Below are 18,759 nucleotides of genomic sequence, written 5' to 3'. Positions count from 1 at the left end.
CCCCTTGGGTACGGGCCCGTTCTCTCCCCGGTCGCCGCCCATGACCTGTGCGCTTAGCGTGGTGGACGAGGTCGGGGGTGTATCGGGGTGTTTGGAGGCCACCATGGATCGCTCGCCCGAATCTGCCACGGCCGCCGGAACCGGCCTGCCTTCCGCGGCGCCGCCCGGCTACGCCGGAGGCGGTGCGCATGAGCACCGGTGGCTGATCCTCGGCGTCATCGGGCTCGCTCAGCTGATGGTCGTCCTGGACGCGACGATCGTGAACATCGCGCTGCCCTCCGCCCAGCAGGACCTGGGGTTCTCGGACGGCAACCGGCAGTGGATCGTCACCGCCTACGCGCTCGCCTTCGGCAGCCTGCTGCTGCTCGGCGGCCGCATCGCCGACCTGGTGGGACGCAAGGCGGTCTTCCTGGCCGGTCTCGCCGGGTTCGCCGTGGCCTCCGCCATCGGCGGCGCCGCGACCAGTTTCGGCATGCTGGTGGCGGCGCGGGCCCTGCAGGGCGCGTTCGGCGCGCTGCTCGCGCCCGCCGCGCTGTCGCTGCTGACGACGACGTTCACGGATCCCAAGGAGCGCGCGAAGGCATTCGGCATCTACGGCGCCATCGCGGGCGCCGGCGGCGCCGTGGGCCTGCTGCTCGGCGGTGTGCTGACCGAGTACCTGGACTGGCGCTGGTGCCTGTTCGTGAACCTGGCGTTCGCCGTCGTGGCGATGATCGGCGGCGCCCGGCTGCTGCACGGCGGCCGCCCCACGGACCGGCCGAAGCTGGACGTGCCCGGCACGTTGCTCGTCTCGGTCGGCCTGTTCTGCATCGTCTACGGCTTCTCGCAGGCGGAGACCCACGACTGGGGCGAGGGCCAGGTCTGGGGCTTCCTCGTCGTCGGCGTGGTGCTGCTCGCGGCGTTCGCCTGGTTCGAGACCCGGGCCACGCATCCGCTGCTGCCGCTGCGCGTGGTCCTGGACCGCGACCGCGGCGCGTCGTACCTGGCGATGTTCATCGCCGGTGCGGGCATGTTCGGCGTGTTCCTGTTCCTGACGTACTACCTGCAGCAGATCCTGTCGTACTCGCCGGTGATGACCGGTGTCGCGTTCCTGCCGCTGGTGGCGTGCATGATCGTCTCGTCGATCGTCACCACCAACGTGCTGGTGCCCAGGTTCGGTCCGAAACCGATCGTGCCGCTCGGCATGGCGCTCGCGGCGGTGGCGATGGTGTGGCTGACCTTCCTCGACCTCGACAGCAGTTACGCGGCCCATGTGCTGCCGCCGCTGCTCGTGCAGGGCATCGGCATGGGCCTGATCTTCGCCACGGCGATGAACCTCGCGACGGCCGGGATCGCCTCGCACGACGCGGGGGTGGCGTCCGCGATGGTCAACACCAGCCAGCAGGTGGGCGGTTCGATCGGCACGGCGCTGCTCAACACCCTCGCGACGACCGCCGCCACGAACTACCTGGTCGGCAAGCAGCCCACACCGCTGGTGCAGGCGAACGCCGCGATCGAGAGCTACTCGACGGCGTACTGGTGGTCCGCGCTGTTCTTCGGTGTCGGGGTGGTGGTGACGCTGATCCTTTACCGGGCCGGACCCCCGCGGCAGATGTCCTCCGAGGAAGTCGTGCACATGTGAGACGGTTCGGGCGCCTTGCCCACGGGGCATACCCCATCTGCAAAGTCGGCCCGCCCGGGCGTGCACCGGGCGGGCGGCGGTGTCTGTGCGGGGCGGTCGAGGGCAGTGTGAGGGGGACGTCATGCGCGGCGTGCCGTACGAGGCGTACCAGGTGGACAGCGAGCGGCTCGCGACGGCGTTCGTCGAAGTGGCCGACGCCTCCGCGCGCGGCGGCCCACAGGCGCTCGCGGCGCTGGTCGCCTGCTGTGTCACCCTGCTGGAGGTGCCGTCGGCCGCGGCCGTGCTCAAGCCCCCGACGGGCCGCGTCGAGCTGGCCGCGTCGGACAACCGTGGGCTGCGCCTGGAGCGGGCGGCGCTGTCCTGGGGCGAAGGTCCGGGCGCGGACTGCCGGGCCTCCGCACAGCCGATCCGCGGGGTGCCCCTGGCACATCCGTACGCGCGGGCCAACTGGCCGTCGTACACGGCGATGGCGCGCTCCCTGGGCTTCGCGTGCGTGGTCGCCGTGCCGCTGCGTACAGCGGACCGGGCGGTCGGCTCGCTCAGCCTGCTGTCGGAGCGGACGGGCCCGCCCGGACCGCTGCAACTGCGCCTGGGCCAGCATCTCGCCGACGCCACGGCGCTCGGCGTGCAGCCCCGCGTTCCGCTCCGCTGACCCGGCCGCGGTCTGGGGGATGTCCCCCAGCGGGGTCGGAGGACAACCTCGTTCCGGCGCGTTCCCGGCGCTCCTAGCGTGGATCACGTACCACGCAGCGACGGGAACCACGGACCAGGGAGTCGTGATGATCGAGGCCAGGGGTCTCACCAAACGGTACGGCGGGATACTCGCCGTGGACGGCCTGACCTTTGAGGTCCGGCCGGGCAGGGTGACGGGGTTCCTCGGGCCGAACGGTTCGGGAAAGTCCACGACCCTGCGCATGATCATGGGGCTCGACCGGCCGGACGCCGGGCACGTGACGATCGGCGGCCGCCCGTACGGCGAGCTGCGCCGGCCGCTGTGCGAGGTGGGGGCGCTCCTGGAGGCCCGGACCTTTCACCCCGGGCGCAGCGCCCGCAGTCATCTCAGGGCGCTCGCGGCGGGCGGCGGCATCGACGTGGCGCGTGTGGACACGGTCCTGGAGACGGTCGGTCTGAGCTCGGTCGCGGGCCGGCGGGCGGGGTCGTTCTCGCTCGGCATGGCGCAGCGGCTCGGCATCGCGGCGGCGCTGCTCGGCGATCCGGCGGTGCTGCTCTTCGACGAGCCGGTGAACGGCCTGGACCCCGAAGGGGTGCGCTGGCTGCGCGAGTTGCTCCGGACGCTGGCCGCCGAGGGCCGTACGGTCCTGCTGTCGAGCCATCTCATCGGCGAGATGGCGCTGACGGCCGACCATCTGCTCGTGATCGGGCAGGGCAGAATGGTCGCCGACACGTCGGTGGCCGAACTCACCGCGTCCGGGCGGTCGTTGGAGGAGGCGTTCTTCGCGCTGACCGGTGATGTCGCGACGTACCAGGCAGGAGGCATCCGATGAGCACGGCCTACGCTCCCCCGATGCCCGCCGGGCGCTACGGTTTCCGGGACGCCGCCCGCATGGAGTGGATCAAGCTGCGCAGTCTGCGCTCGACGACGTACGCACTGCTGCTCACCGTCGTCGGCATGATCGCCATGGGCGTCGTGACGATGGCCAACACCAAGGCGCCGCACGGCGCTTCGAGGGTGGCGAGTTTCGATCCGACGAACAACGTGCTGGCGGGCGTGGCGCTCGGGCAGCTCGTCATCGGGGTGCTCGGCGTCCTGATGGTGACGGGCGAGTACACGACGGGCACGATCCGTGCCACGTTCGCCGCGGTCCCCGACCGGCGGCTCGCGCTCGCGGCGAAGGCGGCCGTGCTCGGCGGACTCGCCCTGGTCGTGGGCGAGTCGGTGACCCTGGTGACGTTCGTGGCGGGGAGCGCCGCGCTCTCCCCCGACGTGCCGCACCCCTCGCTCGGCGATCCCGGCGTGCTGCGCGCGGTCCTGATGTCGGGCGCGTATCTCGCGATGGTGGGTCTGATGGGTGTCGCCATCGGGGCGATCACCCGGCACACGGCGAGCGCGATCGGCGTCCTCGTCGGCATCACGTACGTGCTGCCCGCGCTGCTGGCCGGGACGACGGGCACGACGGTCGCCAAGTTCTTCCCCACGATGATCGCGGGCAACTCCCTCGCCGTGACGGTGCCGGTCGACGGGATGCTGTCGCCCTGGGCCGGGTTCGCGGTGCTGTGCCTGTACACGGCGGCGCTGCTCGGGGCGAGTGCCCGGCTGATGGTGCGGCGCGATGCGTGAGGTGCTGCGGGCCTGGCGGACGCGGCGGGCGTGGGCGGAGGCGGTGTACTGCCTCCTGTGCGGCGCCCTCGCGGTCACGGGCTTCGTGCTCGTCGTGGTCGCCCTGGCGCTGGGCGCGGCGTTCACGCTGACGCTGATCGGGGCGGTGCTCGGGGTGCTGTTCCTGGTGGGCGGCCTCACGCTGGCGCGGGGGCTCGGGGGTCTCCAACGGGCGCTGGCGGGCGGCCTGTTGGGCGAGCGGGTCGCGACGCCGGGCGGGCCGCGGGCGGGTGGTGGACTGTTCGGGCGTACGGAGGCGCGGCTGCGGGACGCGGCGGCGTGGCGCGCGGTGGCGTACGTGACGGTGCGGCTGCCGGTGGCCCTGTTCGGCCTGTACGCGGTGTCATGGTGGGCCGTGGGGGCGGTGAACGTCGTGGCGCCGGTGCGGTGGGCGCTCGCCCCGGACGACGTGCACCTGGTGACGCCGTTGCCGTTCGGCGGGTCGCCGCAGGTGCACTCGGTGTGGGGTGCGCTGGGGACGACCCTGGCGGGCTGTGCGATCGTCGTGGTCGCACCGTGGCTGACCCGCGCGTTCGTGAGCCTGGACCGTCGTCTCGTACGTGCCCTGCTCGGACCCGATCGACTGGCGCAGCGCGTACGGGACTTGGAGGAGACGCGCGCGCTCGCCGTGGAGGACGCGGCCGAGCGGCTGCGGCGTCTCGAACGCGATCTGCACGACGGGGCACAGGTACGGCTCGTCGCCCTGGCGATGAGTCTGGACATGGTCCGCGAGCAGCTCGACGACCGGGACAGGCCCGAGCTGCGCCGGCTCGTCGAGACCGCCCGGGACAACGCCGCGGAGGCCCTCACCGAGCTGCGCGACCTCTCGCACGGTCTGCATCCGCCCGCGCTGGACGGCGGCCTCGGCGACGCGCTGACCACGCTGGCGGCCCGGTCGGCGCTGCCCGTGGACGTGACGGTGGAGGTTCCCGTACGGCCTTCGCCGGCGATCGAGAGCCTCGCCTACTACTGCGCGGCGGAGCTGCTGACGAACGCCATCAAGCACAGTGGGGCCACCCGGATCGGCATCGAACTGGTCGCGGGGGACGGGGTGTTGCGCGTGCGGGTGTCGGACGACGGACGGGGCGGGGCGCGGATCGTGGCCGGCGGCGGGCTCGCGGGTCTGGTGCAGCGGGTACGGACGGTGGACGGGGAGCTGGCCGTGTCCAGCCCCGAGGGCGGGCCCACCTCGGTGACGATCCGGCTGCCGGAGCACGCGTGAGGGCCCCGGCGCGGCGTCGGTTCCGGTGCCGGCGCCCCGTGCGATGTGCGAGGCTCACCCCATGCGCGTAGTGATCGCCGAGGACGCCGCCGTGCTGCGGGAGCTGCTCGCCCAGATGCTCACCCTGCGCGGCCACGAGGTCGCCGCCTGCGTCGGCGACGCGGACGCGCTGCGGGCGGCCGTGACCGAGCACCGGCCCGATGTCGCCGTCGTCGACATCCGGATGCCGCCGACGAGCACCGACGACGGGCTGCGGGCCGCGATCGACATCCGCCGCGAGCGCCCCGGCACCGGCGTGCTGCTGTTCTCGCAGTACGTCGAGACGAAGTACGCGACGCGGCTGCTCGCCGAGGGCTCGGCGGGCGTCGGCTATCTGCTCAAGGAGCGGGTGGCGAACGTCGCGGAGTTCACGGACGCGCTGCAGCGGGTGGCGGACGGCGGCACGGCGCTCGATCCTGAGGTGGTGACGCAGCTGGCCGGGGCCGGACGCAGGACCGAGGAGCTCACCTCGCTCACCGGCCGGGAGCGGGACGTGCTGACCCTGATGGCGGAGGGCCGCTCGAACGGGGCGATCGCCCAGTCGCTGCACGTGTCCGCGGGCACCGTCGAGAAACACGTGGCGGCGATCTTCGGCAAGCTGGGCCTGCCCCCGTCGGAGGACCACAACCGGCGCGTCCTCGCCGTCATCCGCTATCTCCACCGGGACTGATCACATGGCTTCTGCGGTCAGGCGCAGCGCGGGCATTCTGCTCTTCCGCCGCACGCCGGACGGGCCCGAGGTGCTGCTCGGCCACATGGGCGGGCCGTTCTGGGCGCGGCGGGACGCGGGCGCCTGGAGCGTGCCCAAGGGCGAGTACGGGGAGGACGGGTCAGCGGAGACGCCCTGGGACGCGGCCCGGCGCGAGTTCCAGGAGGAGCTGGGGCTGCCGCCGCCGGAGGGCACGCCGCTGCCGCTGGGCGAGGTGATCCAGTCCGGCGGCAAGCACGTCATGGTGTGGGCGGTGGAGGGCGACCTCGACCCGGCGGACGTGGTGCCGGGGACGTTCACGATGGAGTGGCCGCGCGGCAGCGGCCGGGTCGCCGAGTTTCCCGAGCTGGACCGGGTGGCCTGGTTCGGGCTCGACGCGGCGCGCGGCAAGGTGGTGAAGGCCCAGACCGCGTTCCTCGACCGGCTGACGGATCACGTCTGACGTGCCGGGGAGCGGGTACCCGGGCGGCCCGCGTTGCGCGCCCCCGCGCCGCGCGCGAAGGTCGAAGGAACCGCGCAGAGGAGGTCACCCCCATGCCCATCGCGACGGTCGATCCCGCCACGGGTGAGACGGTGAAGACGTTCGACGCCCTCTCCCCCGAAGACATCGAGGCGAAGCTGGCCCAGGCGTCCCGGACGTTCGACACGTACCGCACGACGTCGTTCTTCGAGCGGGCCCGGATGCTCCAGCAGGCCGCCGATCTGCTGGACGCCGACGCCCCCGACATCGCCCGGGTGATGACGACGGAGATGGGCAAGCCGGTCGCGGCGGCCCGCGCCGAGGCGGCGAAGTGCGCGAAGACGATGCGCTGGTACGCGGAGCACGCGCCGGAGCTGCTCGCCGACGAGCACCCGTCCGACGCGGACGTGCGGGACGCCGGCGCGGCCCGCGCCCTGGTCCGCTACCGGCCGCTGGGCCCGGTCCTCGCGGTGATGCCGTGGAACTTCCCGCTGTGGCAGGTCGTCCGGTTCGCGGCGCCCGCCCTGATGGCGGGGAACGTGGGCCTGCTCAAGCACGCGTCGAACGTGCCGCAGACCGCGCTCTACCTGGAGGATCTCTTCCGTCGCGCCGGTTTCCCCGAGGGCTGCTTCCAGACGCTGCTGATCGGGTCGAAGGCCGTCGAGGGCATTCTGCGCGACGACCGGGTGGCGGCCGCGACGCTGACCGGCAGCGAGCCCGCCGGTCGTTCGGTCGCCGCGATCGCCGGTGACGAGGTCAAGAAGACCGTGCTGGAGCTCGGCGGCAGCGACCCGTACGTGGTCATGCCGTCGGCGGACGTCGCGAAGGCGGCGCGGACCGCGGTGACCGCCCGGGTGCAGAACAACGGGCAGTCGTGCATCGCGGCGAAGCGGTTCATCGTGCACGAGGACGCGTTCGAGCAGTTCAGGGACGCGTTCGTGGAGGGCATGCGGGCGCTGCGGGTCGGCGAACCGCTGGACGAGGACACGGACGTCGGCCCGCTCGCCAGCGAGCAGGGCCGCAAGGACCTGGAGGAACTCGTCGACGAGGCCGTCGAGAGCGGGGCGACGGTGCTGTGCGGCGGGCAGCGACCGAAGGACTTCGCGGACCGCGGCTGGTTCTACGAGCCGACGGTGCTCGCCGATGTGACGCCGCAGATGCGGATCCATCACGAGGAGACGTTCGGTCCGGTGGCGACGCTCTACCGGGTGGAGAGCCTGGACGAGGCGATCGAGGTCGCCAACGACACGCCGTTCGGGCTCAGTTCCAACCTGTGGACCGGCGACGAAGCCGACATCGAGCGGTTCGTCCAAGACAGCGGGGCGGGCGGTGTCTTCGTGAACGGGATGACGGCCTCGCACCCCGCGCTGCCGTTCGGCGGCGCCAAGCGCTCCGGGTACGGGCGTGAGCTGGCAGGCCACGGCATCAAGGAGTTCTGCAACATCACGACGGTGTGGATCGGCGCCTGAGCGGCGCCGGCTCCACCACTACGAACGATCGAAACGATCAATTTGCTCGTTTCTCTTGAGCGTTTGAATCACCGGGTGCTAGAAACCGCTTACTCCCAGCGGCCCCTCCAGCATCCCGGAGCTCTTCATGACGTCGCCGTCCCTGCCCTGGTCCCGTCGCGCCTTCCTCGCCACCTCCGCGGCCGTCGGTGCCGCGTTCACCGTCGGAGTACCCCGTCCCGCCGCGGCCGCGGAGGCGGACGAGTTCGCCGAACTGCGGGCGAAGTGGCGGGCGTTGTATCTCGGCGAGGGCTTCAGCCCGACCGCAGAGCCGTTCAGGTCGAAGCTCGCCTCGCTCGGCACACAGGCGAAGGCCTGGCAGGACGCGATGACTCCGGCGACCGGATCGCTGTGGCCGGACGCCGTGTTCGGCGACCCCGAGCCGGACACGGACACGGAGTCGTACGGCTACTCCGAGAAGATCCAGACGAGCTACGAGCGCGTACGGATGATGGCGGAGGCCTTCTGCCAGCCCGGCACCGGCCTCACCGGCGACGCGTCGCTCAGGGCCGCCGTGCTCACGGCCCTGGACCACCTGAGCGCGCAGGTCTACAACAAGTCCCAGGCACAGTACGGCAATTGGTACAACTTCCAGATAGGCGCACCGCAGCGGCTGCTCGACATCTGCGTCCTGATGTACGAGCACCTGAGCGCGGAGCAGCTGACGGCGGCCGTCGAGGCGATCGACCACTTCGTCCCCGACTCGCTCGTCTCGACGTACACGGGCACGAGCACCGGCGCCAACCGCATCGACCTGTGCCGCGTCCTCGCGCTGCGCGGCGTCCTCGACGGCACCGCGGCGAAGGTGGCGCTCGCCCGTGACGCGATCTCGCCGGTCTTCCCGTACGTCACCACGGGCGACGGCCTGTACGCCGACGGCTCCCTGATCCAGCACACCTACGTCCCGTACACGGGCTCGTACGGCGCGGTCCTCATCGACGGCCTGAGCCGACTGTTCGCGCTGCTGGGCGGTTCGACCTGGGCGATCACCGACAGTGGGCGGCAGATCTTCCTGGACTCGGTGGAGGCCGCTTACGCGCCGTTCCTGCACGACGGGCTGGTCATGGACAACGTGGCGGGGCGCGCGATCAGCCGCGGTCTCGTCGCCACGGACACGCTGAGGATCCAGCAGGACGACCACGCGCGCGGCCACGCGATCATCGCCTCGATCCTGCTGCTCGGGCAGGGCGCGAGCGCCGAGGAGAACGCCCGCTGGCGGGCGCTGGCCAAGGGCTGGTACACGCGGGACCGCTACAGCGACGTCACCTCCGGGCGCACACTCGGGGTCGCCGCGCTGTCGCGTGTCTCGGCGCTGCTCGACGACTCCGCGGTGAAGGCGGCGGCCGAGCCCACGGGGCACAAGGTGTTCCCCTCCATGGCGCGGGCGACGCACCGAACGGGCCGGTTCACGGCATCGGTGTCGATGTCGTCGAAGGCGATCACGTTCTACGAGAACGGCAACGGCGAGAACATCCACGGCTGGCACACCGGTTCGGGAATGCTCTATTGGTGGGCCGCCGGTGACGCCGCGGGCGGCGGCCAGTACAGCGACGGCTTCTGGCCGACGGTGGACCCGTACCGGCTGCCCGGCACGACCGTCTCACGCAAGCCGCTCGCCGACGGGGAGGGCGGGACGTGGGGCGCGGCCCGGCCGGCCACGACGTGGGTGGGCGGGGCCACGGACGGCACGTACGCGGCCGTCGCCCAGGACACCCGCGGCCTGTCGTCCACCCTGCGGGCGCACAAGGCGTGGTTCTTCCTGGACGACGCGGTGGTGTGTCTCGGCGCGGGCATCACCGCCACGGACGGCGCGGGCGTGGAGAGCGTGGTCGACAACCGCAATCTGGGGGCGGCGGGCACGGCGGCCCTGACCGTGAACGGGCGCGCTCAGCCGTCCGGGGCAGGCTGGAACGCGACGGTCCAGGGGGCCCGTTGGGCCCATCTGGCCGGCCACGGCGGCTATCTCTTCCCCGGCGGCGCCTCGCTGACGGCGCTGCGCGAGGAGCGCACGGCGACGTGGCAGAGCATCAACGGCGGCGGTTCGACCGCCCCCGTCACACGCCGCTACGTCACCTTGCTCGCCGACCACGGCACGGATCCGGCCGACGCCTCGTACGCGTACGTCCTCCTGCCGGGCGCCACCGCGCAGCGCACCGCCGCACGGGCGGCGGACCGCGACTGGCTGGCCGTGACCGCCAACTCCGGTGCGCAGCAGGGCGTCAGGGTTCCCCCGCTCGGGCTCACGTCGGTCGCGTTCTGGGAGCCGGGGACGGTCGGCAAGGTGACGGTCGACGCGCCGCTGATCGTGCAGATCCGGGAGCGGCGGGACGGCACGGCGACGGTGTGCGTCAGCGACCCGACGCGGTCGGTCCAGGCGGCCACGCTCATGTGGCGGCGGCCGGTCAAGTCCGTTGTGTCGCAGCCCGGTTCGGTGACGGACGCGTCCGTGGGCCGGGAGCTGAAGCTGACGTTCGGCGACCTGAGCGGCGCCGGCGGGCTCACGCAGAAGGCCGTCGTCACGCTGTCCTGAACGGCGCGCCGCACGACTCCCGGACGCGCAACTCGGGGAGGATGTTCAGGTGTTGTCCCGGCTCACGGTTTCCTGACGGGTCGGCGAGCCGGGACAGCAGCAGTTCGGCGGCGCGCCGCCCCACGGCCTGCTTGGCCGGGGCGACGGCGGTCAGCGGGAGGTCGGCCAGCGAGGCCACCTCGTCGTCGTACGTGATGACGGCCAGGTCCCCCGGCACACGGATGCCGTGGGCGCGCAGTCGGGGCACGAGGACGATCGCGTCGACGTCGCTGTGCAGGATCGCGGCGCTCACTCCATGCTTCTCGACGGCCTCGCACAGGTGGGCGAAGGTGCGCTCGAACCGCTCGGCCTCGGTCACGGGCGTTCGTGGGCGTGGCAGTTCGGGCACGGGACGCAGTCCGAGGGCGGCGACCGCCGCCGCGTGGCCGCGCCGCAGCTCGGCGCTGGTGGGTGACTCCTGCGCCGCGAGCGCGATGGCGCGGTGCCCGAGCGCGGCCAGGTGCCGGACGGCCTCGGCGGCGCCGTGCGCATGGTCGGAGCAGACCCGGTCGAGGGCGGCCGCGGGGTGGCCGTGTGGGGCCGAGCGCTCCACGAGGACGGTCGGCACCGGCCGCCCGGCGATGTCCAGGCCCTCCCCCGGGCCCGCCCGGCCCGTCTCCCAACTGGGCGTCAGCAACAGGCCGTTCGCGCCGGACTCCAGCAGCCGGTCGGCCTGGACCGAGTCCTCTCCGGTGAGGTACTGCGTCAGGGCGACCATGAGCCGGGCGCCGTGCGCCTCGACGGCTTCCCGGGCGCCGCGCACCACGTCCGCGTAGTAGTAGTCGGTGGTCGGGACGACCATGCCGACGACAGTGCCGTGCGCAGACTGCGCGACGGGGCCGGGGACGTGGGTGGGCGTCGGCGTCGTGCCACGGGACGGGACGACGGCGCCGTGCAGCCGCCGCAGTCTGCCCTGTGCCGCGAGGGTCTCCACGTCGCGGCGGAGCGTCACGGGCGAAACGCCGAGTTCGCGGGCGAGGTCGGCCACCCGCAACGTGCCGCGCTCCTCGACCAGTTGAAGCACGAGCGCGTGACGTCGGTCGACGTGTTGCCGCATGGCGTGGGCCTCCCCCGGTGACACGCCCGGCGCGAGCGGCGCAGGGTCGACATCATCGTATCGATCGTCAACGCTCGCAACGATCCCTTCGGCCGCAAGGATCCGCTGACCACCGAGGCCCGAGGGGGACCGCAGGGGACCGCAGGGGACCGCAGGGGACCGCAGGGATCCGCAGGGGACCGCAGGGATCCGCCGCCGCAGAGGTCGACCGCCGCAGGTCCCTCTCACGGCCCGTCCGCTCAGTCGGAGCGTTCCAGTTGGGCGGCCCACCGCTCGGACCAGCGGCTCAAGCCCTCCAGTTGTGCGCAGGCCTCCTGACCCAGGGGCGTCAGGCAGTACGCATCCTGTGCGTCGCGCCCCACGAGCCGGGCCTCCTGGAGCTCCAGGAGGCGGCGGCGCAGCACGCTCGACGACATGCCGTCGCAGCGGTGCTGGAGCGGCCGGAAGCCGAGGGCGCCACCGCGCAGCTCCCACAGGACGCGCAGGGTCCAACGCCGGCCGAAGAGGTCGAGCGCGGCCATGACCGGACGGCCCGTGGTGGAGCCGCGAACCGGGGTGCCGGGCGCGGGAGTCGAAGTCATGAGCGGAGTCCGCCGTTCGGTTCACAGGGAGCGACAGGGCTGGCAGGGATCGCAGGAATGGCAGGGGTGGCCGGAGACGGCAGGGGGCCGTGGATGACAGGGGGGTGGCCGTGGATGACACGGGGTGGCGCTTCGATTTCCGACACACTACTCTCCGATCAAATGCTTCTGAAAGAGAAGCACTCGGCATACCGGTCCCGTCCGTGAGGGAGACACCGTGTCCGCCCGGATCCCGCCGCTCGACGCCCCCTTCCCCGCCGATGTCGCACCCGTGCTGGGCCGCATGATGCCGCCCGGCGAGGAGCCCATCGCCCTGTTCCGCACGTTCGCGCACCACGCCCGGCTGACCGAGGCCCTGCACGCCTGGGGCGCCTACCAGCTCAGCCGGGAGCTCAGCCTCGGCCTGCGCGAGCGCGAGATCGTCATCGACCGCACCTGCGCCCGATGCGGCTGCGCGTACGAGTGGGGTGTGCACGTCGCCCGCTTCGCAGTCCGCGCGGGGCTGACGGACGACCAGATCACCTCGCTCGCCCGCGGCACGGGAGCGGACGCGTGCTGGACGGACGAACGCGACCGTCTGCTGATCGAGGCGGTCGACGCCCTGCACACCCGACACGACGTCGACGACCCGCTGTGGGCGCGCCTCGCGGCCGCGTTCAGTGCCGAGCAACTCCTCGATCTGCTCATGCTGTGCGGCTTCTACCACGCGATCAGCTTCGTCGCGCGGGCCGCTCGACTGGCGCCGGAACCTGGATCGACGCCCCTGTGAGACCGTGCCGGACCGGTGGCCGGGGCCCCGCGGACCAGCGGCCCTGCCCGCCCTCCTGAACGGGCCACGGCCACCCGACCGGCCAAAATCGGCCACGCGTTCACCTTCCTTCACCACGTTCATTCACCTTGCCGTCACCGGGAGTTCGGCGCCGGGGTCGACCGTGTGCGCAGATCACAACGATCACGCCGATCGCACCGTCCGGTGTCCGGCGGTCCCCGCAGTCACGCGTTCCAGCGCCTCAGGAGGCACCATGTCCCCGCTCGTCCCCGGCTCCCGCAGCGCCCGTGGCGTACGCCGCACCGTCGCCGCGAGTGTGCCGCTCGCCGCGCTGGCCGCGCTCGCCGTCGCCGGGACCGCGACGGGCGCACCGGCCGGTTCCGGCACGGCCGAGGTGACCGGCAGCGCCACGCTGGGCGACATACCGCTCGGCGCGTTCAGCAACAGCCTGCTGCCGGGCACCGTGGCCGACGACCGCGGGGTCGACCTCGGCGGCATCGGCTCGGACATCTACCCGACGGGCCGCGAGGGCGAGTACTGGACGGTGACCGACCGCGGCCCGAACGGCCAGATCAAGGTCGACGGCACCAAGCGCCGCACGTTCCCCGTGCCCGGCTTCGACCCGGCCATCGTGAAGATCCGCGTCACCGGCGACCAGGTGAAGGTCCTCGACGCGATCCCGATCACCACCGCGTCCGGCAAGGCCGTCACCGGTCTGTCGAACCAGGCGGCCCGGGACGAGAAGCCGTACTCGTACGACGCTCAGAACCCGCTCTCGTACAACCCGAACGGCCTGGACACCGAGGGCATCGTGCGGGCCGCCGACGGAAGCTTCTGGCTGGTCGACGAGTACGGTCCCTCGCTCGTGCACGTGTCGTCGCGCGGCAAGGTCCTCGCCCGCTACGTGCCCGAGGGCCTGAACCTGAAGGGCGCCGACTACCCGGTGGTCGAGGCGCTGCCCTCGGTGCTGCTCCACCGGAAGAGCAACCGTGGGTTCGAGGGCCTGGCCCTGCTCCCTGACGGCGACCTGGTGATGGCGCTGCAGAGCCCGCTGTCGCTGCCCGACGGGGACGCCGGTGACGCCTCGCGCACCACCCGCCTGGTCCGCTTCTCCCCGAAGAAGCAGGCGGTGACGGCCGAGTACGCGTACCGCTTCGACCCGGTGGACATGGTCGACCCGGGCGAGGACGACACCTCCGAGCTGAAGATCTCCTCGGTCGTGGCGCTCGGCGGCGACCGGCTGCTCGTCGAGGAGCGCACCGACAAGGCGGCCCGCCTCCAGGAGGTGCGGCTCACGCGCGGCGCGAACATCCTGGGCGAGCAGTGGGACGACGCGACCACGACGCCGTCGCTGGAGCAGCTCGACGACCCGGCCGCCGCCGGGGTCCCGGTGCTCAAGAAGCGCCTCGTCGTCGACCTGAACACCGTCGCCGGGGTACAGGACAAGATCGAGGGCGTGGCCGTCACGGGGCGCGACAGGCTGGCGCTGATCAACGACAACGACTTCGGCATGACCGACGGCGCCGGGGCCTTCGACGCGAACGGGCGGCTCGTGGACAGCGGCATCGAGACGCAGGTGACGTACGTGAAGCTGCCCAAGGGCGCTCTGTAGGCCGGTGAACGGGCCGCCCTCCTACAGGGCGGCCTGCGCCAGCACGCGCGCGAGTTCGCGCGGCCGGGTCTTCATCGGCCAGTGCCCCGAGTCGATGTCCAGGTACTCGAGGTGCTTCGCGCGGGCGAGTTCGGGACTGTCCCCTTCGGCGATCCACTGGTGGGCCTGGTCCGGAGTGAACTCGGGGCACACGATCGCCACGGGCACGTCGAAGCGGCGCTCGTCGGTGAGGCGTACGACCGACTTGACGACCGTCTCGGGCACGGGGAGAGCGGCGGCGGCGAAGCTGTCCCGGGCCTCCTGGTCCAGGTCCACGGCGTCCGGGCCCTCGAAGGGCTCCCAGCCGGGGAAGGGCACGGCACCGTTCTCGGCGGTGAAGAAATCGGCGTAGGCCCGCCCGTCGGGAGCGGGGAAGCCGCCGACGAGGGCGACCTTGGCCACCTTCCCCGGTCGTGCGTCGGCCGCGAGCCAGGCCAGGGTCGTCGCTGCCGAGTGCCCCACGACCAGCGGCTTTCCCGGCGACGCGTCCACCGCGGCGACCACGGCCGCCAGCTGGTCGTCCAGCGTCGCTGAGGTGGCGCCGTCCCCCTGGCCGGGCAGGGTGAGCGGCACGGGACGGTGGCCGAGCGCGGTGAGTTCGGGCACGACGTCGTCCCAGGCGGATCCGTCGAGCCACAGGCCGGCGATGAGCAGGATGTCCACGATGCGTCTCCCGAAGTAGCGTGGATACTGGGTATCGGCACGCTATCGGCAGGCGCTGACATCGGACCGGTATCCGGTCATGACCTCACGGTCCCACCGCCTCACGGTCCCACACCCCCACACCCCCACAGCCCCACAGCCCCACAGCCCCACAGCCCCACGGAAGCAGGCTCTCCACTTCGCTCGGCAGCAGTCCGCTCGGGATCTCACTGGGCAGCTTCGTCGGGATCTTCGACGGGAGGCTGCTGGGCAGTTCGCTCGGGAGCCCGCTGGGAAGGCCGGACGACGGCGAGCGCGTCGCCTTGCTGGAGGACGACGACGGTTTGTCGCCGCCCCCGCCGCCCGACGATCCGCCCTGTGTCGCCAGCACGATCACGACCACGGCGATCACCACGACCGCGACGACGACGGCGATCACCTGGAAGCGCCGGTGTCCCGGGCCCTGTGGCCCTTCGGGGGGTGGTCCCCCGGGCGGCGGCGCCCCGAAGGACCCGCCGGGCGGCGGGCCGAAGGGGGTACCCCCGCCGGGCGGCGGTGGCGGCTGCGGGGGCACGGGCGGCGTGGCCATGCCCCCAGGTTCGCCTTCAGGGGGCCGAACGCGCGACCCCCTGAGAGGAGTTGAAACCGTGCGGGACCGCTCTGCGGGTCAGCCGCGGGCCATCAGCAGGTGGTCCATGGCCAGCTGGTCGAGCCGCTCGAAGGCCATGCCGCGCTCCGCGGCGGCGTCCACGTCGAACTCCTCGAAGGCGCTCTTGTCGGCCAGCAGGCCGTGCAGGCCGTCGGCGGCGGTCGGCTGGGCGAGCTGGTCGAGACGCGCGGCCCGCAGCGCCTCCTGGACCTCCGGGTCGGCGCGGAAGGCGGCGGCCCGGTCCTTGAGGATCAGGTAGTTGCGCATGCAGCCCGCGGCGGACCGCCACACGCCGTCGAAGTCCTCGGTCCGCGGCGGCTTGAAGTCGAAGACCTTCGGCCCGCTGTAGCCGGCCGATTCCAGCAGGTCCACGAGCCAGAACGCGGCGCGCACGTCGCCGACGCCGAAGCGCAGGTCCTGGTCGTACTTGATGCCGTTCTGGCCGTTGAGGTCGATGTGGTAGAGCTTGTCGGCCCACAGCGCCTGGGCGATGCCGTGCGGGAAGTTGAGGCCCGCCATCTGCTCGTGGCCCACCTCCGGGTTGACGCCGAACAGTTCGGGGCGTTCAAGGCGTTCGATGAACGCCAGGGCGTGGCCGACGGTGGGCAGCAGGATGTCGCCGCGGGGCTCGTTCGGCTTCGGCTCGATGGCGAAGCGCAGGTCGTACCCCTGCTCGGTGACGTACTCGCCGAGCAGGTCGAACGCCTCCTTCATCCGGTCGAGCGCGTCGCGCACGTCCTTCGCGCCGCCCGACTCGGCGCCCTCGCGCCCGCCCCAGGCGACGTACGTCTGCGCACCGAGTTCGACCGCCAGGTCGACGTTGCGGATCACCTTGCGGATCGCGTAGCGGCGCACGTCGCGGTCGTTGGCGGTGAAGGCGCCGTCCTTGAAGACGGGGTGGGTGAAGAGGTTCGTGGTGGCGGCGGGCACCTTCATCCCGGTGGCGTCCAGCGCCTGCCGGAACCGCTTGATGTGGGACTCGCGCTCGGACTCCGACGCGCCGAACGGAATCAGGTCGTCGTCGTGGAACGTGACGCCGTAGGCGCCGAGTTCGGCCAGCCGCTGCACCGTCTCGACGGGATCGAGCGCGGGGCGCGTGGCGTCGCCGAACGGGTCGCGGCCCTGCCAGCCGACCGTCCACAGGCCGAAGCTGAACTTGTCGTCCGGGGTGGGCTGGTACGTCATCTCGCGGCTCCCTCGCCGTAGTGGGGCGTGCGGCACTGCTCCGTGCCCACCTATTTCGTCATGGGCATTTACAAATTAATATGCGGGCACGCCGCTGGGAAGGGTCCTCACGGGTACGAGTTCGCGCGGTCCGTGCGGAGCAACTGGCCGTACGGCAGACACAGTTGCGGCCCGCCCCCGGACGGTCACACCGGTGGATCATCAGTGAGTGAGTCACATGAGTCTGGAGAGCCGCATGTCCGCTGCCGACGGTCCCCTCGTCGTAGGGATCGACAGTTCCACCCAGTCCACCAAGGCGCTGGTCGTCGACGTCGCCACCGGCGCGGTCGTGGCGAGCGGGCAGGCCGCGCACACGGTGTCCTCGGGCGCGGGCCGAGAGAGCGACCCCGAGGAGTGGTACGCGGCGCTGCGCACGGCGCTCGCACAGTGCGGGGACGCGGCCCGGCGGGCCTCGGCGGTGTCCGTCGGCGGACAGCAGCACGGCCTGGTGACCCTGGACGCGCAGGGGCGGCCGGTGCGTCCGGCGCTACTGTGGAACGACGTGCGGTCCGCGCCGCAGGCCCGGCGTCTGGTGGACGAGCTCGGGGGGCCCAAGGCGTGGGCGGAGCGGTTCGGCAGCGTGCCCGGCGCCTCGTTCACCGTCGCCAAGTGGGCGTGGCTCACGGAGCACGAACCGGACGCGGTACGGGCGACGGCGGCCGTGCGTCTCCCCCACGACTATCTGACGGGACGCCTCACGGGCGCGGGCACCACGGACCGCGGCGACGCGTCCGGTACGGGATGGTGGGCGTCGTCCACCGAGGCGTACGACGCGGACGTGCTCGACCGGGTGGGGCTCGACGCCGCGCTGCTGCCCCGCGTGGTGGGGCCGGGTGAGGTCGCGGGCACGGTCCGCGACGCCGCCGGTGAACTCCCCTTCGCCAAGGGCACGTTGGTGGCGGCGGGCACGGGTGACAACGCCGCGGCGGCGCTGGGCCTCGGGCTGCGTCCCGGCACGCCGGTGCTCAGCCTCGGCACCTCGGGGACGGTGTACGCGGTGTCACGGAACCGGCCCGCCGACCCCTCGGGGACCGTCGCCGGGTTCGCCGACGCACGCGGCGACTGGCTGCCGCTCGCCTGCACCCTGAACTGCACCCTCGCCGTCGACCGGATCGCGGCGCTGCTCGGCCTGGACCGGGAGGCGGTGGAGGCGGGCGGGAGCGCGACCGTGCTGCCCTATCTCGACGGCGAGCGGACGCCCGATCTGCCGGACGCCTCGGGCCTGTTGACCGGGCTGCGGCACGACACGACCGGCGGGCAGCTGCTCCAGGCCGCGTACGACGGGGCGGTGCACGCCCTGCTCGGCGCGCTCGACCGGGTCCTGGACGCCGACGCCGACCCCACGGTCCCGCTGCTGCTCATCGGCGGCGGGGCGCGCGGCACGGCCTGGCAGCAGACGGTGCGGCGGCTCTCCGGCCGGGCCGTGCAGGTCCCTGAGGCCCGCGAACTGGTGGCGCTCGGCGCCGCCGCGCAGGCGGCGGGGCTGCTCACCGGCGAGGACCCGGCCGCGGTGGCCCGGCGCTGGGACACCGCGCGCGGGCCGGTCCTCGATCCGGCGGAGCGGGACGCGGCGACGATGGAGCGGATCTCGGCGGTTCTGGCGGGCGCGGCGCCGCTGCTGGAGCGAGCATGAGCATGCGGGCAGCGGACGGATCCGGGCCGGGCACACACCCGATTCCGGCGGGCGCGGCGCCACTGCTGGAGCGAGCATGAGCATGCG

17 protein-coding genes are annotated in these 18,759 nt (G+C 72.7%); 12 read left to right on the top strand and 5 right to left on the bottom strand.

The window, feature by feature from the left end; translation table 11 throughout:
- The first annotated feature begins 103 nt into the window (after window positions 1-103).
- The 9 genes from J3486_RS04610 to J3486_RS04570 all read left to right on the top strand — a co-directional run bounded on the left by J3486_RS04610 (window position 104) and on the right by J3486_RS04570 (window position 10,427).
- Window positions 104-1,621, top strand: coding sequence for an MFS transporter (locus tag J3486_RS04610; RefSeq protein WP_207818610.1), 1,518 nt, complete (start codon window positions 104-106; stop codon window positions 1,619-1,621).
- A gap of 121 nt (window positions 1,622-1,742) precedes the next feature.
- Window positions 1,743-2,273 (top strand): GAF domain-containing protein, encoded by a 531-nt coding sequence (locus J3486_RS04605; RefSeq protein ID WP_207818609.1) that lies wholly within the window; start codon window positions 1,743-1,745, stop codon window positions 2,271-2,273.
- Window positions 2,274-2,400: 127 nt separating this feature from the next.
- A complete protein-coding gene (locus tag J3486_RS04600) occupies window positions 2,401-3,126 on the top strand; it encodes an ABC transporter ATP-binding protein (protein WP_207818608.1) in 726 nt (241 codons plus the stop codon).
- Window positions 3,123-3,920 carry an ABC transporter permease gene (locus J3486_RS04595; RefSeq protein ID WP_207818607.1) on the top strand — a complete coding sequence of 266 codons (798 nt, stop codon included), beginning with the start codon at window positions 3,123-3,125 and terminating at the stop codon, window positions 3,918-3,920. The genes J3486_RS04600 and J3486_RS04595 overlap by 4 nt, the downstream gene beginning before the upstream one ends.
- Window positions 3,913-5,181 (top strand): sensor histidine kinase, encoded by a 1,269-nt coding sequence (locus tag J3486_RS04590; RefSeq protein ID WP_207818606.1) that lies wholly within the window; start codon window positions 3,913-3,915, stop codon window positions 5,179-5,181. Before J3486_RS04595 ends, J3486_RS04590 begins: the two co-directional genes overlap by 8 nt.
- 61 nt (window positions 5,182-5,242) lie before the next feature.
- A complete protein-coding gene (locus J3486_RS04585; RefSeq protein ID WP_207818605.1) occupies window positions 5,243-5,890 on the top strand; it encodes a response regulator transcription factor in 648 nt (215 codons plus the stop codon).
- A gap of 4 nt (window positions 5,891-5,894) precedes the next feature.
- Window positions 5,895-6,371, top strand: coding sequence for an NUDIX domain-containing protein (locus J3486_RS04580; protein WP_207818604.1), 477 nt, complete (start codon window positions 5,895-5,897; stop codon window positions 6,369-6,371).
- Between the two features lie 92 nt (window positions 6,372-6,463).
- Entirely contained in the window at window positions 6,464-7,858 is a 1,395-nt protein-coding gene (locus J3486_RS04575; protein ID WP_207818603.1) for an NADP-dependent succinic semialdehyde dehydrogenase, read from the top strand.
- A 127-nt stretch (window positions 7,859-7,985) separates the two neighbouring features.
- A complete protein-coding gene (locus J3486_RS04570; RefSeq protein WP_207818602.1) occupies window positions 7,986-10,427 on the top strand; it encodes a polysaccharide lyase 8 family protein in 2,442 nt (813 codons plus the stop codon).
- Here the strand turns inward: J3486_RS04570 and J3486_RS04565 are convergent.
- Together J3486_RS04565 and J3486_RS04560 are read right to left on the bottom strand one after the other, a co-directional pair.
- On the bottom strand, window positions 10,414-11,523 hold the full coding sequence (locus J3486_RS04565) for a substrate-binding domain-containing protein (RefSeq protein ID WP_207818601.1): 1,110 nt from the start codon (window positions 11,521-11,523) through the stop codon (window positions 10,414-10,416). The two genes, J3486_RS04570 and J3486_RS04565, sit on opposite strands and share 14 nt — an antisense overlap.
- Window positions 11,524-11,762: 239 nt before the next feature.
- Window positions 11,763-12,104: a helix-turn-helix domain-containing protein gene (locus tag J3486_RS04560; RefSeq protein WP_229377403.1), complete on the bottom strand. Its 342-nt coding sequence runs from the start codon at window positions 12,102-12,104 to the stop codon at window positions 11,763-11,765.
- A gap of 217 nt (window positions 12,105-12,321) precedes the next feature.
- Here J3486_RS04560 and J3486_RS04555 point away from each other — a divergent pair, with 217 nt between their 5' ends.
- Together J3486_RS04555 and J3486_RS04550 are read left to right on the top strand one after the other, a co-directional pair.
- A complete protein-coding gene (locus J3486_RS04555; protein WP_207818600.1) occupies window positions 12,322-12,873 on the top strand; it encodes a carboxymuconolactone decarboxylase family protein in 552 nt (183 codons plus the stop codon).
- A gap of 253 nt (window positions 12,874-13,126) precedes the next feature.
- Window positions 13,127-14,485 carry an esterase-like activity of phytase family protein gene (locus J3486_RS04550; RefSeq protein WP_207818599.1) on the top strand — a complete coding sequence of 453 codons (1,359 nt, stop codon included), beginning with the start codon at window positions 13,127-13,129 and terminating at the stop codon, window positions 14,483-14,485.
- A gap of 21 nt (window positions 14,486-14,506) precedes the next feature.
- Here J3486_RS04550 and J3486_RS04545 read toward each other — a convergent pair whose 3' ends face one another.
- The 3 genes from J3486_RS04545 to xylA all read right to left on the bottom strand — a co-directional run bounded on the left by J3486_RS04545 (window position 14,507) and on the right by xylA (window position 17,000).
- Window positions 14,507-15,187, bottom strand: coding sequence for an alpha/beta fold hydrolase (locus J3486_RS04545; RefSeq protein ID WP_207818598.1), 681 nt, complete (start codon window positions 15,185-15,187; stop codon window positions 14,507-14,509).
- An 85-nt stretch (window positions 15,188-15,272) separates the two neighbouring features.
- Window positions 15,273-15,755 (bottom strand): hypothetical protein, encoded by a 483-nt coding sequence (locus J3486_RS04540; protein ID WP_207818597.1) that lies wholly within the window; start codon window positions 15,753-15,755, stop codon window positions 15,273-15,275.
- 78 nt (window positions 15,756-15,833) lie between these two features.
- Window positions 15,834-17,000 carry a xylose isomerase gene (xylA, locus tag J3486_RS04535; protein WP_207818596.1) on the bottom strand — a complete coding sequence of 389 codons (1,167 nt, stop codon included), beginning with the start codon at window positions 16,998-17,000 and terminating at the stop codon, window positions 15,834-15,836.
- Between the two features lie 235 nt (window positions 17,001-17,235).
- On the opposite strand from xylA, the gene xylB reads away from it, so the two are divergent.
- Window positions 17,236-18,672, top strand: coding sequence for a xylulokinase (gene xylB, locus J3486_RS04530; RefSeq protein ID WP_207818595.1), 1,437 nt, complete (start codon window positions 17,236-17,238; stop codon window positions 18,670-18,672).
- The last annotated feature ends 87 nt before the right edge of the window (window positions 18,673-18,759 follow it).

It is taken from the genome of Streptomyces sp. VRA16 Mangrove soil, assembly GCF_017377775.1.
In the GTDB taxonomy this organism is placed as follows: Bacteria; Actinomycetota; Actinomycetes; order Streptomycetales; family Streptomycetaceae; genus Streptomyces.
Note: the sequence above shows the minus strand (reverse complement) of the source record. Positions and strands in the feature narration are given on the sequence as shown.